Origin of the sequence: Micromonospora sp. NPDC048170 (assembly GCF_040652795.1) — a bacterium.
In the GTDB taxonomy this organism is placed as follows: Bacteria; Actinomycetota; Actinomycetes; order Mycobacteriales; family Micromonosporaceae; genus Micromonospora.
This window is the reverse complement of record NZ_JBEZMR010000050.1, coordinates 1-19,636: the sequence shown is the minus strand read 5'-3', so window position 1 is coordinate 19,636 and position 19,636 is coordinate 1. Positions and strand designations below refer to the sequence as shown.

Here is a 19,636-nt window from a genome sequence, read left to right as displayed (position 1 = left end):
GCCTGGCTGGTGGCGCCGGCGCCGGCCGACCGGCGGGGTCGCGATCGTCGGCCCCGGATCTCCTCAAGCGCCGCCAACCTGATGGTCGACGCCGTTGCGTGGTGCGGGGGCGGTGCGGGTCGCGGGTCGGGTGAGGCGGGCCGGAGACAGGGGGGTGGGGTCGACGGGGGGTGGGGCGTCGACCGCCAGGGCGGCGAGCAGCGCGCCTGCCGCGGGCGAGGTCTGGACACCGTAGCCGCCGAGCCCGGCCATCCAGAGGAAACCTGGAGCGTCGGTCGCCGGGCCGATCACGGGCACGTCGTCGGGGGCGGCGGTGCGCAGCCCGGCCCATGTCTGGTGGACGCGGCGGATGTTCAGCGTGGTCGCCGCCTGCACCCGCTCCGCGCCGATCGCCACGTCGAGGTCGTCGGGGCGGGCGTCGCCGGGCGGGACAGGGCTGGTGTCGCACGGGGAGATCAGCAGGCGTCCCGACTCCGGCTTGAAGTAGAAGGTGCTGTCCACGTCCCCGACCATCGGCCAGTCCGCCGCCGGGACGCCGGCCGGCGCGTCCACCAGGAAGGCGGTGCGCCGCAGCGGCGTCAGCCCCAGCGGCCGTACGCCAGCCGCCGTCGCGACCTCGTCGGCCCAGGCACCCGCCGCGTTGACGACGACCCGGGCGGTGAACTCCCCGGCGTCCGTGGTCACCTGCCACCCGTCGCCGGCCCGCCGCAGTTGGCGGACCCGCGCGTCGCACACGACCCGGCCGCCGGCCGCCCGCACGCCCCGCAGGTAGCCCTGGTGCAGCGCGGCGACGTCGAGGTCCTGGGCGGCGGGCTTCACCATCGCCCGCCGGCACCACTCGGGCCGGACGACGGGGCAGTACCGGGGCAGGTCGGCGAGGTCGATCTCCTCAGCCGGCGGGTCCACCTCGGAACCGTCACGCAGTGCCGCGTCGAAGGCGTCCTCGCTGCCCGGTGGGCAGAGGCTGAGGGCGCCGCGTGGGGTGAGCAGGGGATGCTCGGCGAATCCCGGCGGCGGCGCGGTGAGGAAGCCTCGGCTGGCCCGGGTCAGTGCGCGCACCGCCGGCCCGCCGTAGTACTCGGAGAACGTCGCGGCCGAGCGGCCGGTGGAGTGCTGACCGGGGACGTGTTCCATCTCCAGCAGCACCACGGTGCCGTACGCGGCGAGGTGGTGTCCGGCGCTGGCGCCCGCGATGCCCCCGCCGATGACCAGATAGTCGATCATCGATAAAACGGTAGTCGGCGAGTCCGGCAGGGACAAGGGGCGGCGACCATCGGCCGCCAGGCCGCTGCCGGAGCGTCACCCGGCGGGGACCGCGCGGCCCGCCGGTGCGACGGGCCGCGCGGGACGGGCGCCGGGATCCGGTGCCCGCCTGGCTCAGGGGCCGCAGTAGAGCAGTCGGTTCGGCGTGCCGCTGACCACACCGGTGACCACGCCGGCCGTGGCCCTGCCGTTCAGGTAGGCGGACACCTGGGCGGGGCTCCAGGTGGGATTGGCCGACAGGGCGAGCGCGGCGCACCCGGCGACGTGGGCGGCGGCCATCGAGCCGCCGCTGAGGACGGCCACCGCCGTGTTGCTGGTGTGCCAGGTGGAGGTGATGCTGGCGCCGGGGGCGAACAGATCGAGGCAGGGGCCGTGGTTGCCGCTCGGCATCCGGGCATCGGTGCTGGTGGTGCCGGCCACGGTGAGCGCCGCCGCCACCCGCGCGGGGGAGTAGTTGCAGGCGTTGGCGTTCGAGCTGCCCGCCGTGACGACGTAGGTGACGCCGGAGGCGATCGACTGGTTCACCGCGTTGTCCAGCGCCGTGCTGGCGCCGCCACCGAGCGCCATGAGCGCCACCGCCGGGCGCACGGCGTTCGCGGTGACCCAGTCCACCCCGGCGATCACCTGGGAGAAGGTGCCGCTGCCGGCGCAGTTGAGCACCCGTACCGGCCGCAGTTGGATCTCCTTCGCCACGCCGTGCCGGGTGCCGCCAATGGTGCCGGCGAGGTGGGTGCCGTGGCCGTTGCAGTCGTCCGCCGGGCCGCCGTCGACGAGGTCGACGCCCAGGCCGGCCCGGGTGCCGAAGTCGGTGTGCGTGCTCCGCACCCCCGTGTCGAGGACGTACGCGTGCACGTTGTGCGCGGTGTTCGGGTAGGCGTACCGGCCGTCGAGCGGAAGGTTGCGCTGGTCGATCCGGTCCAGCCCCCACGACGGCGGGTTGAGCTGCACGCCGGGGCCGACGAGGGTCACCATCCGGTCCCGCTCCACGTACGCCACGGCCGGGTCGGCGGCGAGCCGACGGGCCGCCCGCTCCGGCAGATGCGCGACGAAACCGGTGAGCGCGTGCCCGTAGACCTTGCCGAGGGTGGCTCCGTAGCGGTCGGCCAGCCTGTCGGCGGCGCTCGTGACGGCGGCCCGCCGGTCGCCGTCCTGCCCGAGGGCGTCGCCCTTGAGCACCACGACGTATCCGTCGGTCACGGCGCTCGTGGCGTCGGCGTGCAGGATCTCGCCGGTGGCCGGAGCAGCCGTCGCGGGCGTGCCCATCGCGGCGACGACCGCGGCGGCGGCGAGTACGCCCACCGCGCGGGCCCGCCACCGCCGGGTACGGGGAAGTGTCATGTGCCGGTCCTCCTCCTGTCGGCCCCGCGCCGGCTCGTGACCGGACGCGGGACAACCTGGCCGTTGAGAGGAGGCTATCGGTTATATAGATCGATCTGAATTGCTGTCGGGCTTCTGGCTACTTGCCGGCGAAGCGGTAGAGCACGAAGCCGTACCGGGGCTCCGCCCCGTCCCCGTCGTCCTTGCCGGCACCGCAGACGATCACGCTGACGTTCCACGAGCACGTCTCGCTGCGGACCGCCTTCAACTGGCCCATCTCGGTCACGTCGCCTGAGCCCACCGGCATCCCGGCGACGCTGCGGTCGTCCTCGACCGAGTTGGGCGGGTCGGCGAAGAGCAGCAGGTTGCCCGCGTCGAGCCGGACCGCCACCCCGCCACGGTCCCGCAGCACGGCGCGACCCTCGGCGTCGAACAGCGTGCCGACCGACTTCGGGGAGGTCCGCCGGGCGAGCAGGTGTTCGCCGAGCGGCACCAGCCGGGTCGCCTCCGGCGCCTTCCAGCTGGTCACCTTCTCCTCGGTCGCCGCCACCACCTCGGCCGTCTTGTCGTCGCCGCCGGAGACCTCCAGCAGACACGCCCGCCGCTCGCCGCAGGGCACCAGCGCCTTCGGCCTGCGCTTGCCGTCCCCGGGGGCGTGCAGCACCTTCGGCTGGGCGTCGGTGGTCAGGTCGTACGCGAGCAACTGGTAGCCGGTGTCGTCGCGGGCCACGTAGAGCCGATCCTCGTGCGCCACCACCAGGTCGTCGTGGTCAGCCACCCCGGCCCACCTGCGGACCACCTTGCCGCTGCCCATGTCGATCAGCCGGACGGACCGGTCCGCGCCCACCTGCACGATCTGCCGCACCTGCCCGAGCCAGGGGTTGCGCGGGGAGCCGTCGAGGAAGGCCGGCCCGCCGAGCGCCTTGTCGGTGCTGACGGGGTGGACGCTGGTCCGGACGTTGCCGTACTCGTCGCTCGGGTTGGGCTCCGCCCAGATCTCGTCGCCGTCGCTCAGCCGCAGCCCGGCCAGCCGCTTCCCGGTGCGGTCGACCAGCACCGCGACACCCTCGCCGAAGATGACGTCGTCGTTGCCCAGGATCGGCCGCCGCCAGAGCTGGTCACCGGAGGTGCCGTGGAGCAGCACCAGGTCCCGGGGGGTGTCGTCGCCGATGGCGTCGGCGAAGACCGCGACCGCGCCGGGCAGCGCGACGATCCGCTCCCACCGCTCGGACGACGCCGCGGTCTGCTTCCGCCACTTCTGCGCGCCGGTGCCGGCGTCGACGGCCACCACCTCCAGCCGCCCGTCGTCGAGCGGGTAGGCGAGGTAGACGCGGTCGCCGAGGACCGCGGTGAACATGTCCGCCGGCCGTTCCGTGCCGGCGGGCACCCGGGTCACCAGGTCGACGGCGGTCCGGAACTCCAGGGCGGGATAGCGGTCCCGCGTCAGGTACAGCACGGCCGCGGTCGCCACGCCAGCGAGGGCGAGCACGGCGGCGAGCGAGATCCACAGCGCCCGGCGCCGGGGGAGCGCCGGCCCGGTACCGCCGCCGCCGGACGGCGGCGACACCGGCGTGCCGGAGACGGGTACGCCCGGCCACCCGCCCGGTCCGGCTGGCGGAGCGCCCGGCGCATACCCACCAGGGCCCGCCGCCGGAGTGCCCGGCGCATACCCTCCAGGACCGGCCGGCGGGGCGGCGGGGCCACCGTGACCGGCCGGCACGGAGGCCGACGGTGCGAACGGCGCCGCGCCTCCGGCCGGTGCCCCCGACGGTGCGAACGGCGTGGCCGGCACCGACGGTGCGGCGGGCACGGTCGGGGCTGTCGGCGGGCCGGCGACCATGGTGGGCGTCAGGCCTGCGGGCAGCGCCGGCGTGACGCCCTCCGGCCCAGCCACGACGGTCGGCGCGGGGCCCGGGCCGGCGGGCACGGTCGGCGCACCGGCGGCCGGGCTGGCGGGCGCGGCGGCCTCGTACGGCGACGGGCCGGCGGACCCGGACTGTCCGGGCGCGGCGGAACCGGCCTGCGGCGGTAAGGCGACACCGGGGTGTTCCGGCGCCGCGGGTCCGGCCTGCGGCGGTACGGCGACAGGCTGTGGTGCGGCGACGGGCTGTGGTGCGGCGGCCGGTGGTGCGGCGGCGGGCTGGGCGGGCGCGGCGAAGGCGCTCGCGGCCCGCGCCCGCCGGGGCAGGGGCAGGTCGGTCAGCGCCCCCTCGGCGACCGGCAGCTCCGGCTGCTCCAGCACGGTCGGGGCGATCCCCAACTCGGCGTGCAGCAGCCGGGCCACCATCGGCATCCGGGTGGCGCCGCCGACCAGGAACAGGCCGGTGAGCTGCTGCGGGTCGAGGCCGGCCGCGCCGACCACCTCCCGGGTCACCGCCACCGCCCGGCCCAGCAGCGGCGCGGCCACCCGTTCCAGGTCGTCCCGGGTGAGCGTGGCCACCGCCTCCACCCCCGGCACGGCCACCGGCGCGGTGGTGGCACGCGACAGCATCTCCTTTGCGCCCCGGACGTTCTCCCAGAGCTCGTGCTGCTCCCGCCACTGCGTCGCGGACCCCGGGCGGGCCAGCCGCTCCCACTGCGCCGGGTGGGCGCCCGCCACCAGTTCGCCGAGCCGGGCCAGCAGGGCCGCGTCCAGGTCGAGGCCACCGAGGTCGTCGGCGCCGCCGGCGGCGACCACGCTGAACCCGGAGTCGCCCCACGGATCGGCGCCCTCGTTGCGGAGCACCGCGACGTCCAGCGTCCCGGCGCCGAAGTCGAAGACCGCGATCGTGCCGCCGACCGGCACCGGCCGGCGCAGCACCTGCGCGTAGTAGCGGGCGGCGGCCACCGGCTCGCGCAGCAGGCGGGTGCCCGGTGGCGTGGGGCCGGAGAGCGTGTGCTCGGCCGCCGACGGCCAGCCCGCCACGGCCAGGGCGTCGGCCAACACCTGGCGCCGGGCCGCGTCCCAGGTGGCCGGGCAGGTGAGCACCGCCGAGGGCAGGAACCCGACCGCCTCGACGGCCGACCGGGCCACCGCGTGCAGCGTCGCGGCCAGCAGTTCGGCCGGCGGGTAACGGCGGTCACCCAGCGTCACCGCCGGCTCATCGATGTGCCGCTTCGGGTTCGGCTCGTACCGGCCCGGGTCGGTCCGGGCCAACCGCTGGGCGTCCCGGCCGGCGTGCAGCAGCCCGTCCTGGTCGGCGTACACGCCGGAGGGGATGATCGGCTGCCCGTCCACGAGCAGGGGGCGGGTGTGCCCGTCGGGCCGGCGCAGCACGGCGACGGTGTGGGACGTGCCGAGGTCTACGCCGAGGGCGTACCCCTCGTGCTGGCCTGCCATCTGCCGTCACCTCCACGGGACGAGGGGATGCCCGGCCACGCATCGTACGCAGCCGCCGCACCGGCGCTGTCCTCGCCCTGAGGTGCCTCGCGGCGCAACGCCGGAGCCGACGGGACGGCCGGCGGCACGTCGTCGTCGCCCTCCTCCCGTCACCGGCTTTCGTCCGGGCCGGAACCGCTCAGGCTTCGTGTACGAGCCGGAACCGCTCGGTCAGCACCAGGGTGTCGTCGTCGACGGTGAAGTCCGGGTCACCCAGCTCCGCGCGTACCTCCGCGCTGTGCCAGAACGTCTCGTGCCCGGCCCGCCACTGCGCCACCGACTCGTCCCCCTCGCCCTCGTCGAGCGCGTGGCGCAGGTCCACGTCGGCGAGCCGGACCACCCGCACCTCGGTCACCTCGATGACGGCGACCCGTCGGCCTGCCGAGTCGAGCACCGCCGACCGCTGACCGACCTCGGGCGGCGGCTCGTTCGCGCGCTCGTACCCGAGCACGAGGCTGGACGTCGCGGTCTTCGCGCCGGACAGGATCGCGTCCACCAGCCTGTCCCGCAGCGGCCCTGGGAACGCGAACTCCGCGGTCGGCAGATCAGAAAGCTCCACGCCGGAAGGGTACGCGAACACACCCGTCAGGCCGGTGTCATGATCAGCCAGCCGAAGCCGACGACCTCGCGGTAGCCGTCGAGGTACTCGCCGCGGCGCCGGTCGGCGAACGCGCGGGCGTCCGGCGTACCGAGGCGCTCGATGCCCGCACGCCAGTCCGACTCGAAGTCGTCCCACTCGGCGAGGGTGGACACGGCGACATGCAGAGGCCGGAACCCGGCATCCACGGCGAACTGGACCAGGGTCGCCAGGTCGGGCAGGTCACCGAAGATCTCCCGGACCTGAGCGGTGGGGCTGGCCTGGTAGAAGCCGTCGGCGAACAGCAACCTGCCGCCCGGCACGGTGAGGCGGTGCAACGCGGCGAGGGCCTGCGCGGCGTCGCCCCAGACGTGGCCGGCCCCGACACTGACGACCAGGTCGGCGGGACGGTCCCAGGCGGCGGCATCGGTGTCGTGGAACGCGACCCGCTCGGCGATGCCCCGCTCCGTCGCGCGCAGCCTGGCCCGTTCACCGCTGCCGGCGTCACGTTCCACCCCGTCACCAGCGATACCGTGGGCCGCGCACAGCCGCAGGAGCAACTCGCCGTTGCCGCAGCCCAGGTCCAGGGCCCGCCAGCCCGCCCCGGTGGGGGCCAACCGCCGGATCAGGTCCGTCACCCGCAGCTCGCCCAGCGGGGCGTTGTAGGTCAGGTTCGCCGAGGCGGCGGCCAGGTACGGCCTGAGATCCTGGTCGGTCACCGGCACACGGTACCGGCACCGTCCCACGTGGTGGGTGACGAAAGGCCGCCCGCCAACCTCGCCCGGCAGCCCGGCGGGGCGAGCGAACCCCGGCTACTCTCGCCGCCGTGGACGCAGTGGAGATCGAAGCACCCATCGTCGGGGTCACCGTCTATCCGGACCGCGCCCGGGTCACCCGCCGGGGCGGCACCCGGCTGGCCGCCGGTGAGCATCGGATCCGCATCGCACCGCTGCCACTCGGCCTGCGGCGCGACTCGCTGCGGGTCGGCGGCCGGGGCGCGGCCACCGTGCTCGGCGTGGACGTGACGACCCGGCGGCAGGCCCGCAGTGCAGACCCGCAGGTCAACGAGCTGGAGCGGCGGCGGAGGGAACTGGCCGACGAACTGGCCGAAGCCGATGACGCGTACGAGATCGAGGCGGAGCGGGGGCAGTTCCTCGCCCGGCTGGCCGAACGGGCCGGCGGCACGTACGCCCGTGCGCTGGCCGCCGGCGACGCCGCTCCGACCGACGTGGCCGCCTTCGCCGACTCGGTGGCCGGCCAGCTCACCGACTCCCGCACCCGGCGGCGCGGGCTGTCCCGGCAGCGCACCGAGCTGACCGACGAACTGGCCGCCGTCGAGCGGCGCCTCCAGGCCGCGAACGGCAAACGCGAACCGGACCGGCTGGCCGCCGACGTGACCGTCTCGGTGGACGTCGACGACGCCGAGCTGGAGCTGGAGCTGACCTACCTGGTGGACGGCGCCCGCTGGCAGCCCTCGTACGACCTGCGACTGGTCGACGAGACCGTGACGCTGACCTGGTTCGGGCTGGTCAGCCAGGACACCGGCGAGGACTGGCCGGAGTGCGAACTCCAGCTCTCGACCGCCCGCCCGGCAGTGGCGACCGCCGTCCCCGAGCTGTCGCCCTGGTATCTCGACCGGGTCCGGCCGAGAACGCCGCGGGCGCTGCCGGCGATGATGGCGGACGGCCCGCCGCCCATGCCGGCGCCCGCCGCGGCGCCGCCGAGCACCGGCGTAGCCGCGTTCGCCGGCCCGCCGCCCCCGATGATGCGGGCGAGCGTCGCCGAGGTCGAGCAGGGCATCGCCGCTGCCACCTACCGGCCGGCCCGCCCCATCGCGGTACCCGCCGACGGCAGCGCCCACCGCGCCACCGTCGCCGTGCTGGAACTGCCGGCCCGCCTGGACCACGTGACCGTGCCGCTGCGCGCACCGGAGGCGCACCTGCGCGCGACGGTACGCAACACCTCGGCGCACACGCTGCTCCCCGGCCCGGCGGCGGTCTTCCATGGCGCCGACTTCGTCGCGACCACCCGGTTGTCGGCGTGGGCGCCGGGCGAGGAGACCGAACTGGCGCTCGGGGTGGACGACCGGTTGCGGGTGGAACGGAAACTGAACCGGCGCTCCGACACCAAGGCCACGCTCGGCTCGACCCGGCGGCGGGAGGTGGAGTACCGGATCACCGTGGCCAACCACACGCCCCGGCCGGCGACCGTCGAGGTGCGGGACCAGTTGCCGGTCTCCCGCGACGACGGGGTGGCCGTACGGGACGCCACCCTCGTCCCGCCGCCGGCCGAACGGACCGAGCTGGGGGAGCTGATCTGGCGGCTGCGGCTCGATCCGGGCAAGAGCGGCGAGATCACCATGGGCTTCCGGGTCGAGATCGCCAAGGGGGTCGAACTGGTCGGCTGGCGGGAGTAGGCCGCCTGCCGCTATTCCGCCAGGTAACCGGTGGCGGGATCGATCTCGGCCAGGAAGGCGCGGATGGCCTCCTCCATCTCGGGCCGGCTCAGCGCGACGCCGTCAGACCTGGAGAGCCCGAAGCCGTAGTCGTGCGGCCCGCTGAGCCAGTCGAAGTCGTACGTGCCGGGCTCCCCGGCACGTACCCGAACACGGAAGTCCTGCCCGTCGACCGCCACCATGATCGGATCACCGTCTTGACATCCTCTCCGCCTTAAGGACGGAGATTCCCTCCACGCTGCGCGTGGGCCGCGCGGCGTCCGGGTGGGTTCCCGCTTCGCTGCGCGCTGCCGGGACAAGTCCCGGTCTTACGTGCGCTCCACGGGCGTTGAGGTCCGCCTGTCCAGCGGCCCTGACGTTCTTGGCGGCATTGACGTCCCGATCGTGGTGACTGCCGCACGAGCAGCACCACGCTCGGACGTTCAGCGTCATCTTGGCGTTGATGCGCCCGCAGTCGGAGCACATGCGGGTGGACGGGAAGAACCGGTCCACCCGACCGAATGTCCGCCCGTACCGGGCAGCCTTGTACTCCAACATCGCGGCAAAGCTCGTCCACCCGGCGTCGTGCACCGATTTGGCGAGCCGGGTCCGGCCGAGACCGACCACGCACAGATCCTCGACGTACACCGCTTGGTTCTCGCGGATGATCGTCGTGGACAGCTTGTGCTGCCAGTCCCGCCGGGTGTCGGCCACCCGCGCATGAGCGCGAGCGACCTTGACGACGGCCTTCTTCCGGTTGGCCGAGCCCTTCTGCTTGCGCGACAACTCCTGCTGCAACCGCTTGAGCCTGCGGGCTGCGCAGCGCAGGAACTTCGGCGCCGCGACCTTCGTGCCGTCGGACAGTACCGCGAAGTGGGTCAGGCCCAGGTCGATACCCACCTCGGACTCGACCGGCGGTAACGTCTCGTCCTGCCCCGTGGTCACCACGAAGGAGGCGAAGTACCGTCCGGCAGCGTCCTTGATGATCGCCACGGACGACGGGTCCGAGGGAAGCGCCCGGGACCAGCGGACCGCGAGGTCGCCGATCTTCGGCAACCGCAGCCTGCCGTTGTCCAGCACCTTGAACCGGGAGTTCCTGGTGAACCGGATGGCCTGCCGGTTGTCCTTGCGTGACCGGAACCGGGGAGGGGCCACCATGCGGCCCTTGCGTTTGCCCGAGATCGAGGCAAAGAAGTTGCGGTAGGCGGTATTCAGGTCCGCGAGGGCTTGTTGCAGCACCACCGCCGACACCTCGCCCAGCCACGCCCGCTCCGGCGTCAGCTTGGCCTGCGTAATGACCCGCTTGGATAGCTCGGCGTCCGAGACGTACGGCAACCCCTGCTCGCGGGCCTCCTGCCGTGCGCGCAGCCCGTCGTTGAATACCATCCGTGCGCACCCGAACGCCCGCGCCAGCGCGATCTGCTGACTGGGCGTCGGATACACGCGGAACTGGTAACGGAGTTGCACGAGAAGCACGGTATACCATATTGGTTTATGGCGGAGCTTGGAGGCATTCGCGCTGGTAGGCACTGCGTTTTCGCGATGCACGTCCACTTGGTCTTCGTGACGAAGTTCCGGCACAAGGTGTTCGCCGACCGGCACCTGTCCCGGATGGAGGCGATCATGCGGGACGTGTGCCGCGACTTCGAGGCCGAACTGGTCGAGTTCAACGGCGAGAACAACCACGTCCACCTACTCGTCAACTACCCGCCCAAGATCGCGGTGGCACGCCTGGTCAACAGCCTCAAGGGCGTGTCCTCCCGGCGGCTGCGGCAGGAGTTCCCCGACCTCGCGCGCCACTACTACCGGGCCAACAAGCTCTGGTCGGGCTCGTACTTCGCAGGCTCCTTCGGCGGAGCACCGCTGAGCGTCGTAAAGCAGTACATCGAGCAGCAGAACCATCCGACTTAAGGCACTGCTCGGGCCTTGGCGGCCCTCCCAGCGCGGGCCTTCACCCCCGGCCTGAAGGCCGGAGCACTAGCCCGCAAACCGGTAGCTGGGCCGTAGGTGTGCGGGCGCCAGGCCCGGCTCCGGCTCACTGGACATGTCTGCTCCTCGGGAATCAGCGACCGCCCGCCAGCTCCTCGACCTGGGCGAGGCTGGTGACGCGATCACACTCGTCATCGGTCAGCTTGTTGATGAGCGCCTTCCCTGCCTGGGCCTGCCTCGTGGTGGGCAGTGCGCCGGCGACGAGATCCGGCAACATGAGTTCGTAGCCCGCCCGTGCCCTGGGCGAGTATCGATGACGCGTACGAGTCACCGCGCTCGCCACCCTCAGCGCGTGCTCGTTCCCCGGCGGGACGTGCTGGCGGTCCACCTCGCGCGCTCCGAAGCGTATCCGGTGGTGGAACTCGCACGTCTCGCACGAACCCGGTCCCCTGGTCAGCCGCGACGCGCAGGCCGGACAGGTCAGTCGGTCAAGCGCGCCGTCGACCGTCCGCCACCCGTACGCCGCCGGATCATCCACCACCAGCCAGGCCAACTCGATCGCCTCCGCCGAGTCCGCGGCGATGTCGAGATCGCACAACAGGCTCTCCCACGCCTGACGTGTCTCGGCTTCGATCTGGGCGACGACGCGGCCGAGCAGGGCGCTTCGCCAGACCGGGACGGGACCGTTCACGTCGCAATCGTGGCAGCAACGCGGCCGGCGGGCGACGGGATTCGAACCCGTACTGTCGGGTTGGAAGGTCGATCGTCGGTGTCCTGACCTTGCCCGGAGAAGGCCACCCACCTTCGAACCCGTACCGCTGCTGTCGTCGCCGGTTCGCTGGTGCCGGTGCCCGTCAGCCATCAGGTCGGAGCCCGGACGAAACCCGGTCGCCACGGTGAGTCGGCATGGGCAAACTGAGCCGATGACCGTCGTGCACGTACGGGTGGCCAACCACGGGCAGCACCTCGACGAGGCGGCCACCGTCTGGGCCGAAACGACGGCCGCCCGCGATGGCGAAGCGGAGATCGCGCCACTGGAGCTGGCTCGGCCCGTCATTCAGGCGGTGGTCGACAGCTCACCCAGGTCATTTCTGCTGGTCGCGCTTGACGCTGACGACCGGGTTGTCGGCTTCGCCGCTGTCGAGCCCGTCTCCCGGGACGAGTCGACCGCCGAGGTCCGCTACCTCGGAGTGCGGCCCACCAGTTGGCGCCGGGGTGTCGGTCGGCAACTGCTGCTGGCGCTTCCGACCTGCCTTGCTGCCGCCGGATTCGCGCGAGGTGAGTTGGCCGTCTACACGGACAACCATCGAGCGATCCGACTCTACGAGGGCCGCGGCTGGGTTTCGTACGGCGAGCCCACGCCGCACCCGCGCAGCGGTCGCCAGGAGCAGCGGTACCGACTCGACTTCTGACCCAGCCGGAAACTGGCGACGTGGGCGCGTGGGCATGGCTGGGCCCTCTGCTCTCCGGTAGGGCAGTGCAGCTGGAGCTGTCGGTATTCGTCCCAGCAGCCGCCATCCGGTTCGGGCTCGCTGGCCCAGATCCGTAGCCCAAGCCCTGCGGTCGTTGAGTCCAAGAGCGCCCGCACGGTGAGTTGGTATGTGGACGCGCCAGCTACACGATCCTGTGAATCTGCGCCGTCGTCACCGGCGTCACACCAGCCGTCCCGGAGGACGAAGTGGCCGTAGAGGATGGCAACGGAGGCTTCGTACAGGGCAAGGGGTGTCACGGATCCAGAGGCTGCCACCGCCCTCTGACACCGGGTCTGCTGCACCGGACGGGCCACGCCGGCATGCGGGCGGCCCGCGAGATCGAAGAGGGCTGGAACGAGCACGGCCCAGGCTCGGCGAGAACGCCGCTGACCTGGGCCGGTAATGCTGGAGCGGGCGACGAGAATCGAACTCGCACCGTCAGTTTGGAAGACTGAAGCTCTGCCATTGAGCTACGCCCGCGTGCGCCCCGGAGCTGCGGGCGCGCCGACAGCGTACCCAATGACCCGTCCGGACCGCGCGGCCGTATCCCCGCAGCGGCCGTGCCGGACGGTTTCCGGGGGGTCAGATGTCCGGTTGGTCCTCCTTCGGCGCGTTGGGGGACGCCCCGGCACGTCCGGCGGGTCGCGACGGCATAGACTGCTCGTCGCCACGGGGTGTGGCGCAGCTTGGTAGCGCACTCGCTTTGGGAGCGAGGGGCCGTGGGTTCAAATCCCGCCACCCCGACTGTCGTCCGCGGCCGGTTGCCGGGGTCGCCCTCCGCGCGGTCCCCGGCCGCTGCCGGTGCGTCCGGCCGGCTCGCCTACACTCGATGGGCTTATCACGCCCAGACTAAAACCGAGATCCGTCAAGGAGTACGCCTGTGAAGAGCACCGTCGAGACTCTGAGCCCGACGCGCGTGCGGCTCGCCATCGAGGTGCCGTTCGTCGAGCTCGAGCCGAGCCTCAGGAAGGCGTACCGGGAGATCGGGCAGCAGGTCCAGGTGCCCGGCTTCCGCAAGGGCAAGGTTCCGGCAGCCGTGATCGACCAGCGGGTCGGCCGGGGCACCGTCCTCAACGAGGCGGTGCAGGAGGCCATCCCGCAGAACATCCTCGCCGCCGTCCGCGAGCACGACCTGAAGACGCTCGGTCGCCCCGAGGTCGAGATCACCGAGTTCAACGACGGTGACTCGCTGAACTTCACCGCCGAGGTCGACGTCCGCCCGGAGATCACCCTGCCGGACCCGGCCACCATCGAGGTGACCGTCGACGAGCTCCAGATCGACGACAGCGAGATCGACGAGCAGGTGAAGAGCCTGCGCGAGCGGTTCGCCACCCTGAAGACCGTCGAGCGGGCCGCCCAGGAGGGCGACTACGTCCAGATCGACCTCAACGCGACCGTCGACGGCGAGGACGTGCCGGGCGGCTCCGCCAGCAACATCTCCCACGAGGTCGGCAGCAAGCAGCTCCTCCCCGGCCTGGACGAGGCCGTCGTCGGCCTGGCCGCCGGCGACAGCACCAGCTTCACCACCCAGCTGGTCGGCGGCGACTTCGCCGGCCGCGACGCCGAGGTGGCGGTGACCGTCCGCACGGTCAAGGAGAAGGAGCTGCCGGAGCTGAACGACGAGTTCGCCCAGATGGCGAGCGAGTTCGACACCATCGAGGAGCTGCGCGCCGACCTGCACGAGCGGGTCTCCCGGGGCAAGCGGGTCGAGCAGATCTACGCCGCCCGCGACAAGGCGCTGGAGCAGATGGTGGCCACCGCCGAGGTGCCGGCGCCGGAGGGCGTCATCCGCGAGGAGGTCGAGAACCGCAAGCAGGCGATGGTCGACCAGCTCGAGCGGATCGGCGCCTCCCTGGAGGAGTACCTCGCGGCCGAGGAGAAGACCGAGGAGCAGATCGACGCCGAGCTGACCGAGGCGGCGACCGAGGGCGTCAAGATCCAGCTGCTGCTGGACACGCTCGCCGACGCCGAGGACGTGCAGGTCTCCGACGACGAGTTCGGCCACGAGATCGTGCACCGGGCCCAGCGCGCCGGGATGGCTCCGCAGCAGTACTACGACCAGCTGGTCCGCTCGGGCGCGGCCGGTGCCGTCTTCGGTGACGTGCGGCGGGGCAAGGCCCTGGCCTCGGTCATGGAGCGCATCAAGATCAAGGACTCGGCGGGCAACGAGGTCACCCTCGACGCGCTGCGCGCCGAGAACGAGGCCGAGCACAACCACGAGCACTGATCGTCGGGTGAGGCCGCCGTCCGCCGCCTGCGGTGGACGGCGGCCGATTCCCTTTTCGGGTACGCCTCGACGGTGCTGCGCTGATAGCGAACACTGCCCGGACCGGCGCTCTGCCACCCGGCTGAGCGGTTAATGTCGGGTAGGACGGTACGGAGAGCGAAGGGCTGCCATGACCGACATGCACATGCAAGCGAAGCCGCTCCGGGCGATCGATGCCCGCGGTGGCGACTCCATTGGCAACCTCGACGACTCGGTCTACAACCGGTTGCTCAAGGAGCGCATCATCTTCCTGGGCAGCGAGGTGACCGACCAGGTCGCCAACCGCATCTGCGCGCAGCTCCTGCTGCTCGCCGCAGAGGACCCGGACCGCGACATCAACCTCTGGATCAACTCGCCGGGCGGCTCGGTCTACTCCGGCATGGCGATCTACGACACCATGCAGTTCATCGACAACGACGTCTCGACCGTGGCGATGGGCATGGCGGCGTCGATGGGTCAGCTGCTGCTCTGCGCCGGCACCAAGGGCAAGCGCTACGCCCTGCCGCACGCGCGGATCATGATGCACCAGCCCTCGGGCGGTCTGGGCGGCACCGCGTCCGACATCGCCATCCAGGCGGAGCAGATGCTCTACACCAAGCGGATGTTCCAGGAGCGGGTCGCGCACCACACCGGCCAGAGTCAGGCGCAGATCGAGGCGGATTCCGACCGCGACCGCTGGTTCACCGCCCAGGAGGCCCTGGACTACGGCTTCATCGACAAGGTGATCATCGGGGCCGCCCAGGTTCCGGATGGCGCCGGGACCCTGAGCTGAGGAGCTGACGATGACCGACCTGAGCCTGCCGCCCCAGTTCGCGGCCGTGCACAACCGTTATGTCCTGCCGTCGTTCGTCGAGCGCACGTCGTACGGGGTGAAGGAGTCCAACCCCTACAACAAGCTCTTCGAGGACCGGATCATCTTCCTCGGCGTCCAGGTCGACGACGCGTCGGCCAACGACGTGATGGCGCAGCTGCTGACGCTCGAGGGCACCGACCCGGACCGCGACATCATCATGTACATCAACTCGCCCGGTGGTTCGTTCACGGCCATGACGGCGATCTACGACACCATGCAGTACGTCCGGCCGGACATCCAGACGGTCTGCCTCGGTCAGGCCGCCAGCGCGGCCGCCGTGCTGCTGGCCGCCGGCACCCCGGGTAAGCGGATGGCGCTGCCGAACTCGCGGATCATCATCCACCAGCCGGCCACCGAGGGCGGCTACGGGCAGGGTTCGGACATCGAGATCCAGGCTCGTGAGATCCTGCGGATGCGGACCCAGCTGGAGGAGATGCTCTCCCGGCACTGCAACCGGCCGATCGAGAAGGTTCGCAAGGACATCGACCGTGACAAGATCATGACGGCCGAGGAGTCCAAGGAGTACGGGCTGGTGGACACCATCCTCACCAGCCGCAAGAAGGGCCTGCTGGCGTCCAACGCCGCCAGCTGAACAGCACGGGTCGCGGTCGGCCGGGAGTCCGCTCCCGGCCGACCGTCTGACACACCGGTTTTGGGGGTCGGAGAAACCTCCGCCAGCGGGTAACGTCGGGTATGTGCCGCTCCACCGGCCCTCCGGCAAAGGTGAACGAGCGGGGCGAAACGAGGCGGACGCTTCCACGTCCGCAGGCGAGGGCCGGGTCTCCGGCCGACGAGTGCAGGGAGAACGTAGGTGGCACGGATCGGTGACGGCGGCGACCTACTGAAATGCTCGTTCTGCGGCAAGTCGCAGAAGCAGGTCAAGAAGCTCATCGCGGGCCCCGGGGTCTACATCTGCGACGAGTGCATCGATCTCTGCAACGAGATCATCGAGGAGGAGTTGGCCGAGTCCGGCGAGGTGAAGTGGGAAGAGCTTCCCAAGCCGATGGAGATCTGCCAGTTCCTCGACACCTACGTCGTCGGGCAGGACCAGGCCAAGAAGGCGCTCGCCGTCGCGGTCTACAACCACTACAAGCGGATCCAGGCAGAGGCGGCCGGCGCGCCGGGCTCCGGCAGCGACGCCGTCGAGCTGGCCAAGTCCAACATCATGCTGCTCGGCCCGACGGGGTGCGGCAAGACCCACCTGGCGCAGACCCTGGCGCGGATGCTGAACGTGCCGTTCGCCATCGCCGACGCCACCGCGCTCACGGAGGCCGGTTACGTCGGCGAGGACGTGGAGAACATCCTCCTCAAGCTGATCCAGGCCGCCGACTACGACATCAAGCGCGCCGAGACCGGCATCATCTACATCGACGAGGTCGACAAGATCGCCCGTAAGTCGGAGAACCCGTCGATCACCCGGGACGTCTCCGGCGAGGGCGTCCAGCAGGCGCTGCTCAAGATGCTGGAAGGCACGGTGGCCAACGTGCCGCCGCAGGGTGGGCGCAAACACCCCCACCAGGAGTTCATCCAGATCGACACCACCAACGTGCTGTTCATCTGCGGTGGCGCCTTCGCCGGGCTCGACCAGATCATCGAAGCCCGCACGGGGCAGGGCGGCACCGGCTTCGGGGCCCGGCTGCGGTCGGTCTCGGAGCGGTCGACCGACGACATCTTCAGCCAGGTCATGCCGGAGGACATGCTGAAGTTCGGGCTGATCCCCGAGTTCGTCGGCCGACTTCCCGTGATCACCAACGTGCGCAGCCTCGACCGCACCGCCCTGGTGCGCATCCTCACCGAGCCGCGCAACGCGCTGGTCCGGCAATACCAACGCCTCTTCGAGCTCGACGGCGTGGAGCTGGAGTTCGACCAGCCCGCGCTGGAGGCGATCGCCGACCAGGCCATGCTGCGCGGCACCGGCGCCCGAGGCCTGCGGGCCATCATCGAGGAGGTTCTGCTCTCCACGATGTACGAGGTGCCGAGCAACCCCGACGCCGCCCGGGTGCTGATCACCCGCGAGGTGGTCCTGGAGAACGTCAACCCGACGATCGTGCCGCGCGAGTTCACCGGCCGGCGGGCCCGGCGGGACCGCGAGGAGAAGTCGGCCTGATCCACCGCCGCCGCGCCCGTCCGTCCAGGTCGGGCGCGGCGTCATGTGCGCGCCCGGTAAGTCGTATGCGCGCCCGGGCGACCCGTCCCCGGCGAATGCGAAGAACCCGTGGCCGGAAGCACCGGTCCTTCCCCCGTCGCCGCCCCCAGGGCGCCGAACGAGCCCGCTTCGACGCTGTCGCCGCGCGCGCTCCGGTCGTACGCTGATCCCATGCGCGTCGCCGTCTGCCAGCTCAACTCCCGGGACGACCGTAAGGCGAACCTCGCGGCTGCGGAAGCCATGCTGGAACGCGCGGCGGCAGCCGGCGCGGACCTGGCGCTCCTGCCGGAGTGCGTCGACTATCTCGGCCCCGCTGCGGGTCTTCCCGAACCGGAGCCCGTCGACGGCGAGGTGGGGCAGTTCTTCGCTGGCGTCGCCCGGCGACTGGGCATCTGGCTGATCGCTGGTTCGATCCGGGAGAGCGGGCCGGACCCGGCCCGCGCCTGGAACACCTCCATGGTCTTCGACCGTTCCGGCGCGCTCGCCGCCAGCTATCGCAAGATCCACCTGTACGACGTGGAGATCCCCGGCCAGGTCTCCTACCTGGAGTCGGCCACCATGGCCCCGGGTGACCAGCCGGTGGTCGTCGACGTCGAGGGCCTTCGTGTCGGCCTGTCGATCTGCTACGACCTCCGGTTCCCGGAGCTGTACCGGCAGCTCGTGATCGAGGGTGGCGCCCAGCTGCTCGTGGTGCCGGCGGCCTTCATGCTCTACACGGGTCGGGACCACTGGGAGGTGCTGCTGCGCGCACGGGCGATCGAGAACCAGTGTTTCGTCGCCGCGGCGGGGCAGACCGGCACCCATGAGCCGGGTCGGACCTGTTACGGGCGAAGCATGGTGGTCGACCCGTGGGGGACGGTGCTCACCCAGGTGCCCGACGGCCCGGGCCTGGCCGTCGCCGACCTCGACCTCGACCGGCTCCGGACCATCCGCGCGGAACTGCCCAGCCTGGCGAACCGCCGCCTCTGACGCTCACCCCTGCAGCAGTACGCCCACCACGGCGAAGCCGGCGATCGCGGCGGCCGTGACCAGGAGCGCCGTCGTCATCCGGGACCGACCCCGGCGGGCCAGTCGAGCCACCGAGACCAGGACGACGAAGAGCACGAAGGCGCCGATGACCACCTGCCAGAACGGCAGCAGCAGTCCGAGCAGCGCGTCCTCGGCGAGCACGGTCACCCGGGTGGGCGGGAGGTCATCCATGACAGACACTCTGGCACGCCACAGCCGCCTGCGGACCCCGCGTCGTCATCACGAATACGCGACCGCCGTCGGCTGGCGGTCCACCAGCGGGGAAGGCGGCCCCGGCCGGGCTACTGGCTGGACCGGTGTGGACACGCGCCGCACGACCAACGGTGCTCCGTCCGCCCTTCCGGGGCGTCTCCGGACCTGGTGCCCGCCGGTCCGATTCGGCGGTGCCGGCCCGACGCTGTCGGGCAGCGACGCGTGCCGATTTGCCTTCTCAGGGCGGGCCGCGTAACTTTCTCTCTGCACGCGGAAGGCCGGACAAACCGGCCGACAACTGCACCAGGCTCGTGGCGGAGACGCCGAGCGAGGCTGAGGATTCGGGCGGTGCGAGGACACTCCAGCACGGGGTTGCGATCGCGAAGCCGGCCGGGTAGAGTGCTAAAGCCGGCAGGAGCCGGGCGGATGGCCACGAAGTGGCGATCGGCCGGTCTACGGTTTCCCACGACAGCAACGACCGTCGCGAAGCGGCGTGCGTCATCGTGGACCTGGAGCATCTCTCCTTGATCACCTCGGACATGAGGTTGACAGCGGGAAGTGAGCCAAGTAAGGTAGAGGAGTTGCCCCAAGCGGGTTCTCGCAATGTGAGACGCCCGGGTGGTGTGTGGTTGTTCTTTGAGAACTCAACAGGGTGCTTGATAAGCCAGTGCCAATTTGTTTATACCCGGGACTGGTCGGACCGTAATGGTTTGGCTGGTTTTGGATTCCTTTGGCAACACTTTTTGTTGTCGGGACAGTTTTTCAACAAGTTTTTGTTGGAGAGTTTGATCCTGGCTCAG

At 71.5% G+C, this 19,636-nt stretch carries 17 protein-coding genes and 2 tRNA genes; 9 read left to right on the top strand and 10 right to left on the bottom strand.

The window, feature by feature from the left end; translation table 11 throughout:
* Positions 1-63 precede the first annotated feature (63 nt).
* The 5 genes from AB0D32_RS31620 to AB0D32_RS31600 all read right to left on the bottom strand — a co-directional run bounded on the left by AB0D32_RS31620 (position 64) and on the right by AB0D32_RS31600 (position 7,234).
* Positions 64-1,224: an FAD-binding oxidoreductase gene (locus tag AB0D32_RS31620; RefSeq protein ID WP_357098203.1), complete on the bottom strand. Its 1,161-nt coding sequence runs from the start codon at positions 1,222-1,224 to the stop codon at positions 64-66.
* A 153-nt stretch (positions 1,225-1,377) separates the two neighbouring features.
* Complete coding sequence (locus AB0D32_RS31615; RefSeq protein ID WP_357098199.1) at positions 1,378-2,601, bottom strand: S8 family peptidase; 1,224 nt, start codon at positions 2,599-2,601, stop codon at positions 1,378-1,380.
* Between the two features lie 118 nt (positions 2,602-2,719).
* Positions 2,720-5,899, bottom strand: a complete 3,180-nt coding sequence (locus AB0D32_RS31610; RefSeq protein WP_357098196.1) for an Hsp70 family protein — start codon at positions 5,897-5,899, stop codon at positions 2,720-2,722.
* A gap of 178 nt (positions 5,900-6,077) precedes the next feature.
* Positions 6,078-6,497: an ASCH domain-containing protein gene (locus AB0D32_RS31605; protein ID WP_357098193.1), complete on the bottom strand. Its 420-nt coding sequence runs from the start codon at positions 6,495-6,497 to the stop codon at positions 6,078-6,080.
* A 26-nt stretch (positions 6,498-6,523) separates the two neighbouring features.
* Positions 6,524-7,234: a methyltransferase domain-containing protein gene (locus AB0D32_RS31600; protein ID WP_357098190.1), complete on the bottom strand. Its 711-nt coding sequence runs from the start codon at positions 7,232-7,234 to the stop codon at positions 6,524-6,526.
* A gap of 107 nt (positions 7,235-7,341) precedes the next feature.
* Here AB0D32_RS31600 and AB0D32_RS31595 point away from each other — a divergent pair, with 107 nt between their 5' ends.
* Positions 7,342-8,931 carry a mucoidy inhibitor MuiA family protein gene (locus AB0D32_RS31595; RefSeq protein ID WP_357098187.1) on the top strand — a complete coding sequence of 530 codons (1,590 nt, stop codon included), beginning with the start codon at positions 7,342-7,344 and terminating at the stop codon, positions 8,929-8,931.
* Between the two features lie 11 nt (positions 8,932-8,942).
* On the opposite strand, the gene AB0D32_RS31590 is transcribed toward AB0D32_RS31595, so the two are convergent.
* Positions 8,943-9,152: a hypothetical protein gene (locus tag AB0D32_RS31590; protein ID WP_357098183.1), complete on the bottom strand. Its 210-nt coding sequence runs from the start codon at positions 9,150-9,152 to the stop codon at positions 8,943-8,945.
* Between the two features lie 7 nt (positions 9,153-9,159).
* On the bottom strand, positions 9,160-10,416 hold the full coding sequence (locus tag AB0D32_RS31585; RefSeq protein WP_357098180.1) for a transposase: 1,257 nt from the start codon (positions 10,414-10,416) through the stop codon (positions 9,160-9,162).
* 27 nt (positions 10,417-10,443) lie between these two features.
* Here AB0D32_RS31585 and tnpA point away from each other — a divergent pair, with 27 nt between their 5' ends.
* Complete coding sequence (gene tnpA / locus AB0D32_RS31580) at positions 10,444-10,860, top strand: IS200/IS605 family transposase (RefSeq protein ID WP_357098177.1); 417 nt, start codon at positions 10,444-10,446, stop codon at positions 10,858-10,860.
* A 151-nt stretch (positions 10,861-11,011) separates the two neighbouring features.
* Here tnpA and AB0D32_RS31575 read toward each other — a convergent pair whose 3' ends face one another.
* Complete coding sequence (locus tag AB0D32_RS31575; protein WP_357098174.1) at positions 11,012-11,569, bottom strand: hypothetical protein; 558 nt, start codon at positions 11,567-11,569, stop codon at positions 11,012-11,014.
* 232 nt (positions 11,570-11,801) lie between these two features.
* Between AB0D32_RS31575 and AB0D32_RS31570 the strand changes: the two genes are divergently transcribed.
* Entirely contained in the window at positions 11,802-12,290 is a 489-nt protein-coding gene (locus AB0D32_RS31570; RefSeq protein WP_357098171.1) for a GNAT family N-acetyltransferase, read from the top strand.
* Between the two features lie 466 nt (positions 12,291-12,756).
* Here AB0D32_RS31570 and AB0D32_RS31565 read toward each other — a convergent pair.
* Positions 12,757-12,830 (bottom strand) — tRNA-Gly (locus tag AB0D32_RS31565).
* A 190-nt stretch (positions 12,831-13,020) separates the two neighbouring features.
* On the opposite strand from AB0D32_RS31565, the gene AB0D32_RS31560 reads away from it, so the two are divergent.
* From AB0D32_RS31560 to AB0D32_RS31535, 6 genes are all read left to right on the top strand, one after another.
* Positions 13,021-13,094 (top strand) — tRNA-Pro (locus AB0D32_RS31560).
* A gap of 136 nt (positions 13,095-13,230) precedes the next feature.
* Positions 13,231-14,577: a trigger factor gene (tig, locus tag AB0D32_RS31555; RefSeq protein ID WP_357098168.1), complete on the top strand. Its 1,347-nt coding sequence runs from the start codon at positions 13,231-13,233 to the stop codon at positions 14,575-14,577.
* A gap of 169 nt (positions 14,578-14,746) precedes the next feature.
* Positions 14,747-15,388: an ATP-dependent Clp protease proteolytic subunit gene (locus tag AB0D32_RS31550; RefSeq protein WP_357098165.1), complete on the top strand. Its 642-nt coding sequence runs from the start codon at positions 14,747-14,749 to the stop codon at positions 15,386-15,388.
* A 10-nt stretch (positions 15,389-15,398) separates the two neighbouring features.
* Positions 15,399-16,061: an ATP-dependent Clp protease proteolytic subunit gene (locus AB0D32_RS31545; protein ID WP_357098162.1), complete on the top strand. Its 663-nt coding sequence runs from the start codon at positions 15,399-15,401 to the stop codon at positions 16,059-16,061.
* Positions 16,062-16,280: 219 nt separating this feature from the next.
* Positions 16,281-17,576, top strand: coding sequence for an ATP-dependent Clp protease ATP-binding subunit ClpX (gene clpX, locus AB0D32_RS31540; RefSeq protein WP_357098159.1), 1,296 nt, complete (start codon positions 16,281-16,283; stop codon positions 17,574-17,576).
* A 210-nt stretch (positions 17,577-17,786) separates the two neighbouring features.
* Positions 17,787-18,584 carry a carbon-nitrogen hydrolase family protein gene (locus tag AB0D32_RS31535; RefSeq protein WP_357098156.1) on the top strand — a complete coding sequence of 266 codons (798 nt, stop codon included), beginning with the start codon at positions 17,787-17,789 and terminating at the stop codon, positions 18,582-18,584.
* A 3-nt stretch (positions 18,585-18,587) separates the two neighbouring features.
* Here the strand turns inward: AB0D32_RS31535 and AB0D32_RS31530 are convergent, their stop codons facing one another.
* Complete coding sequence (locus tag AB0D32_RS31530; protein WP_357098153.1) at positions 18,588-18,815, bottom strand: hypothetical protein; 228 nt, start codon at positions 18,813-18,815, stop codon at positions 18,588-18,590.
* Positions 18,816-19,636: the final 821 nt, after the last annotated feature.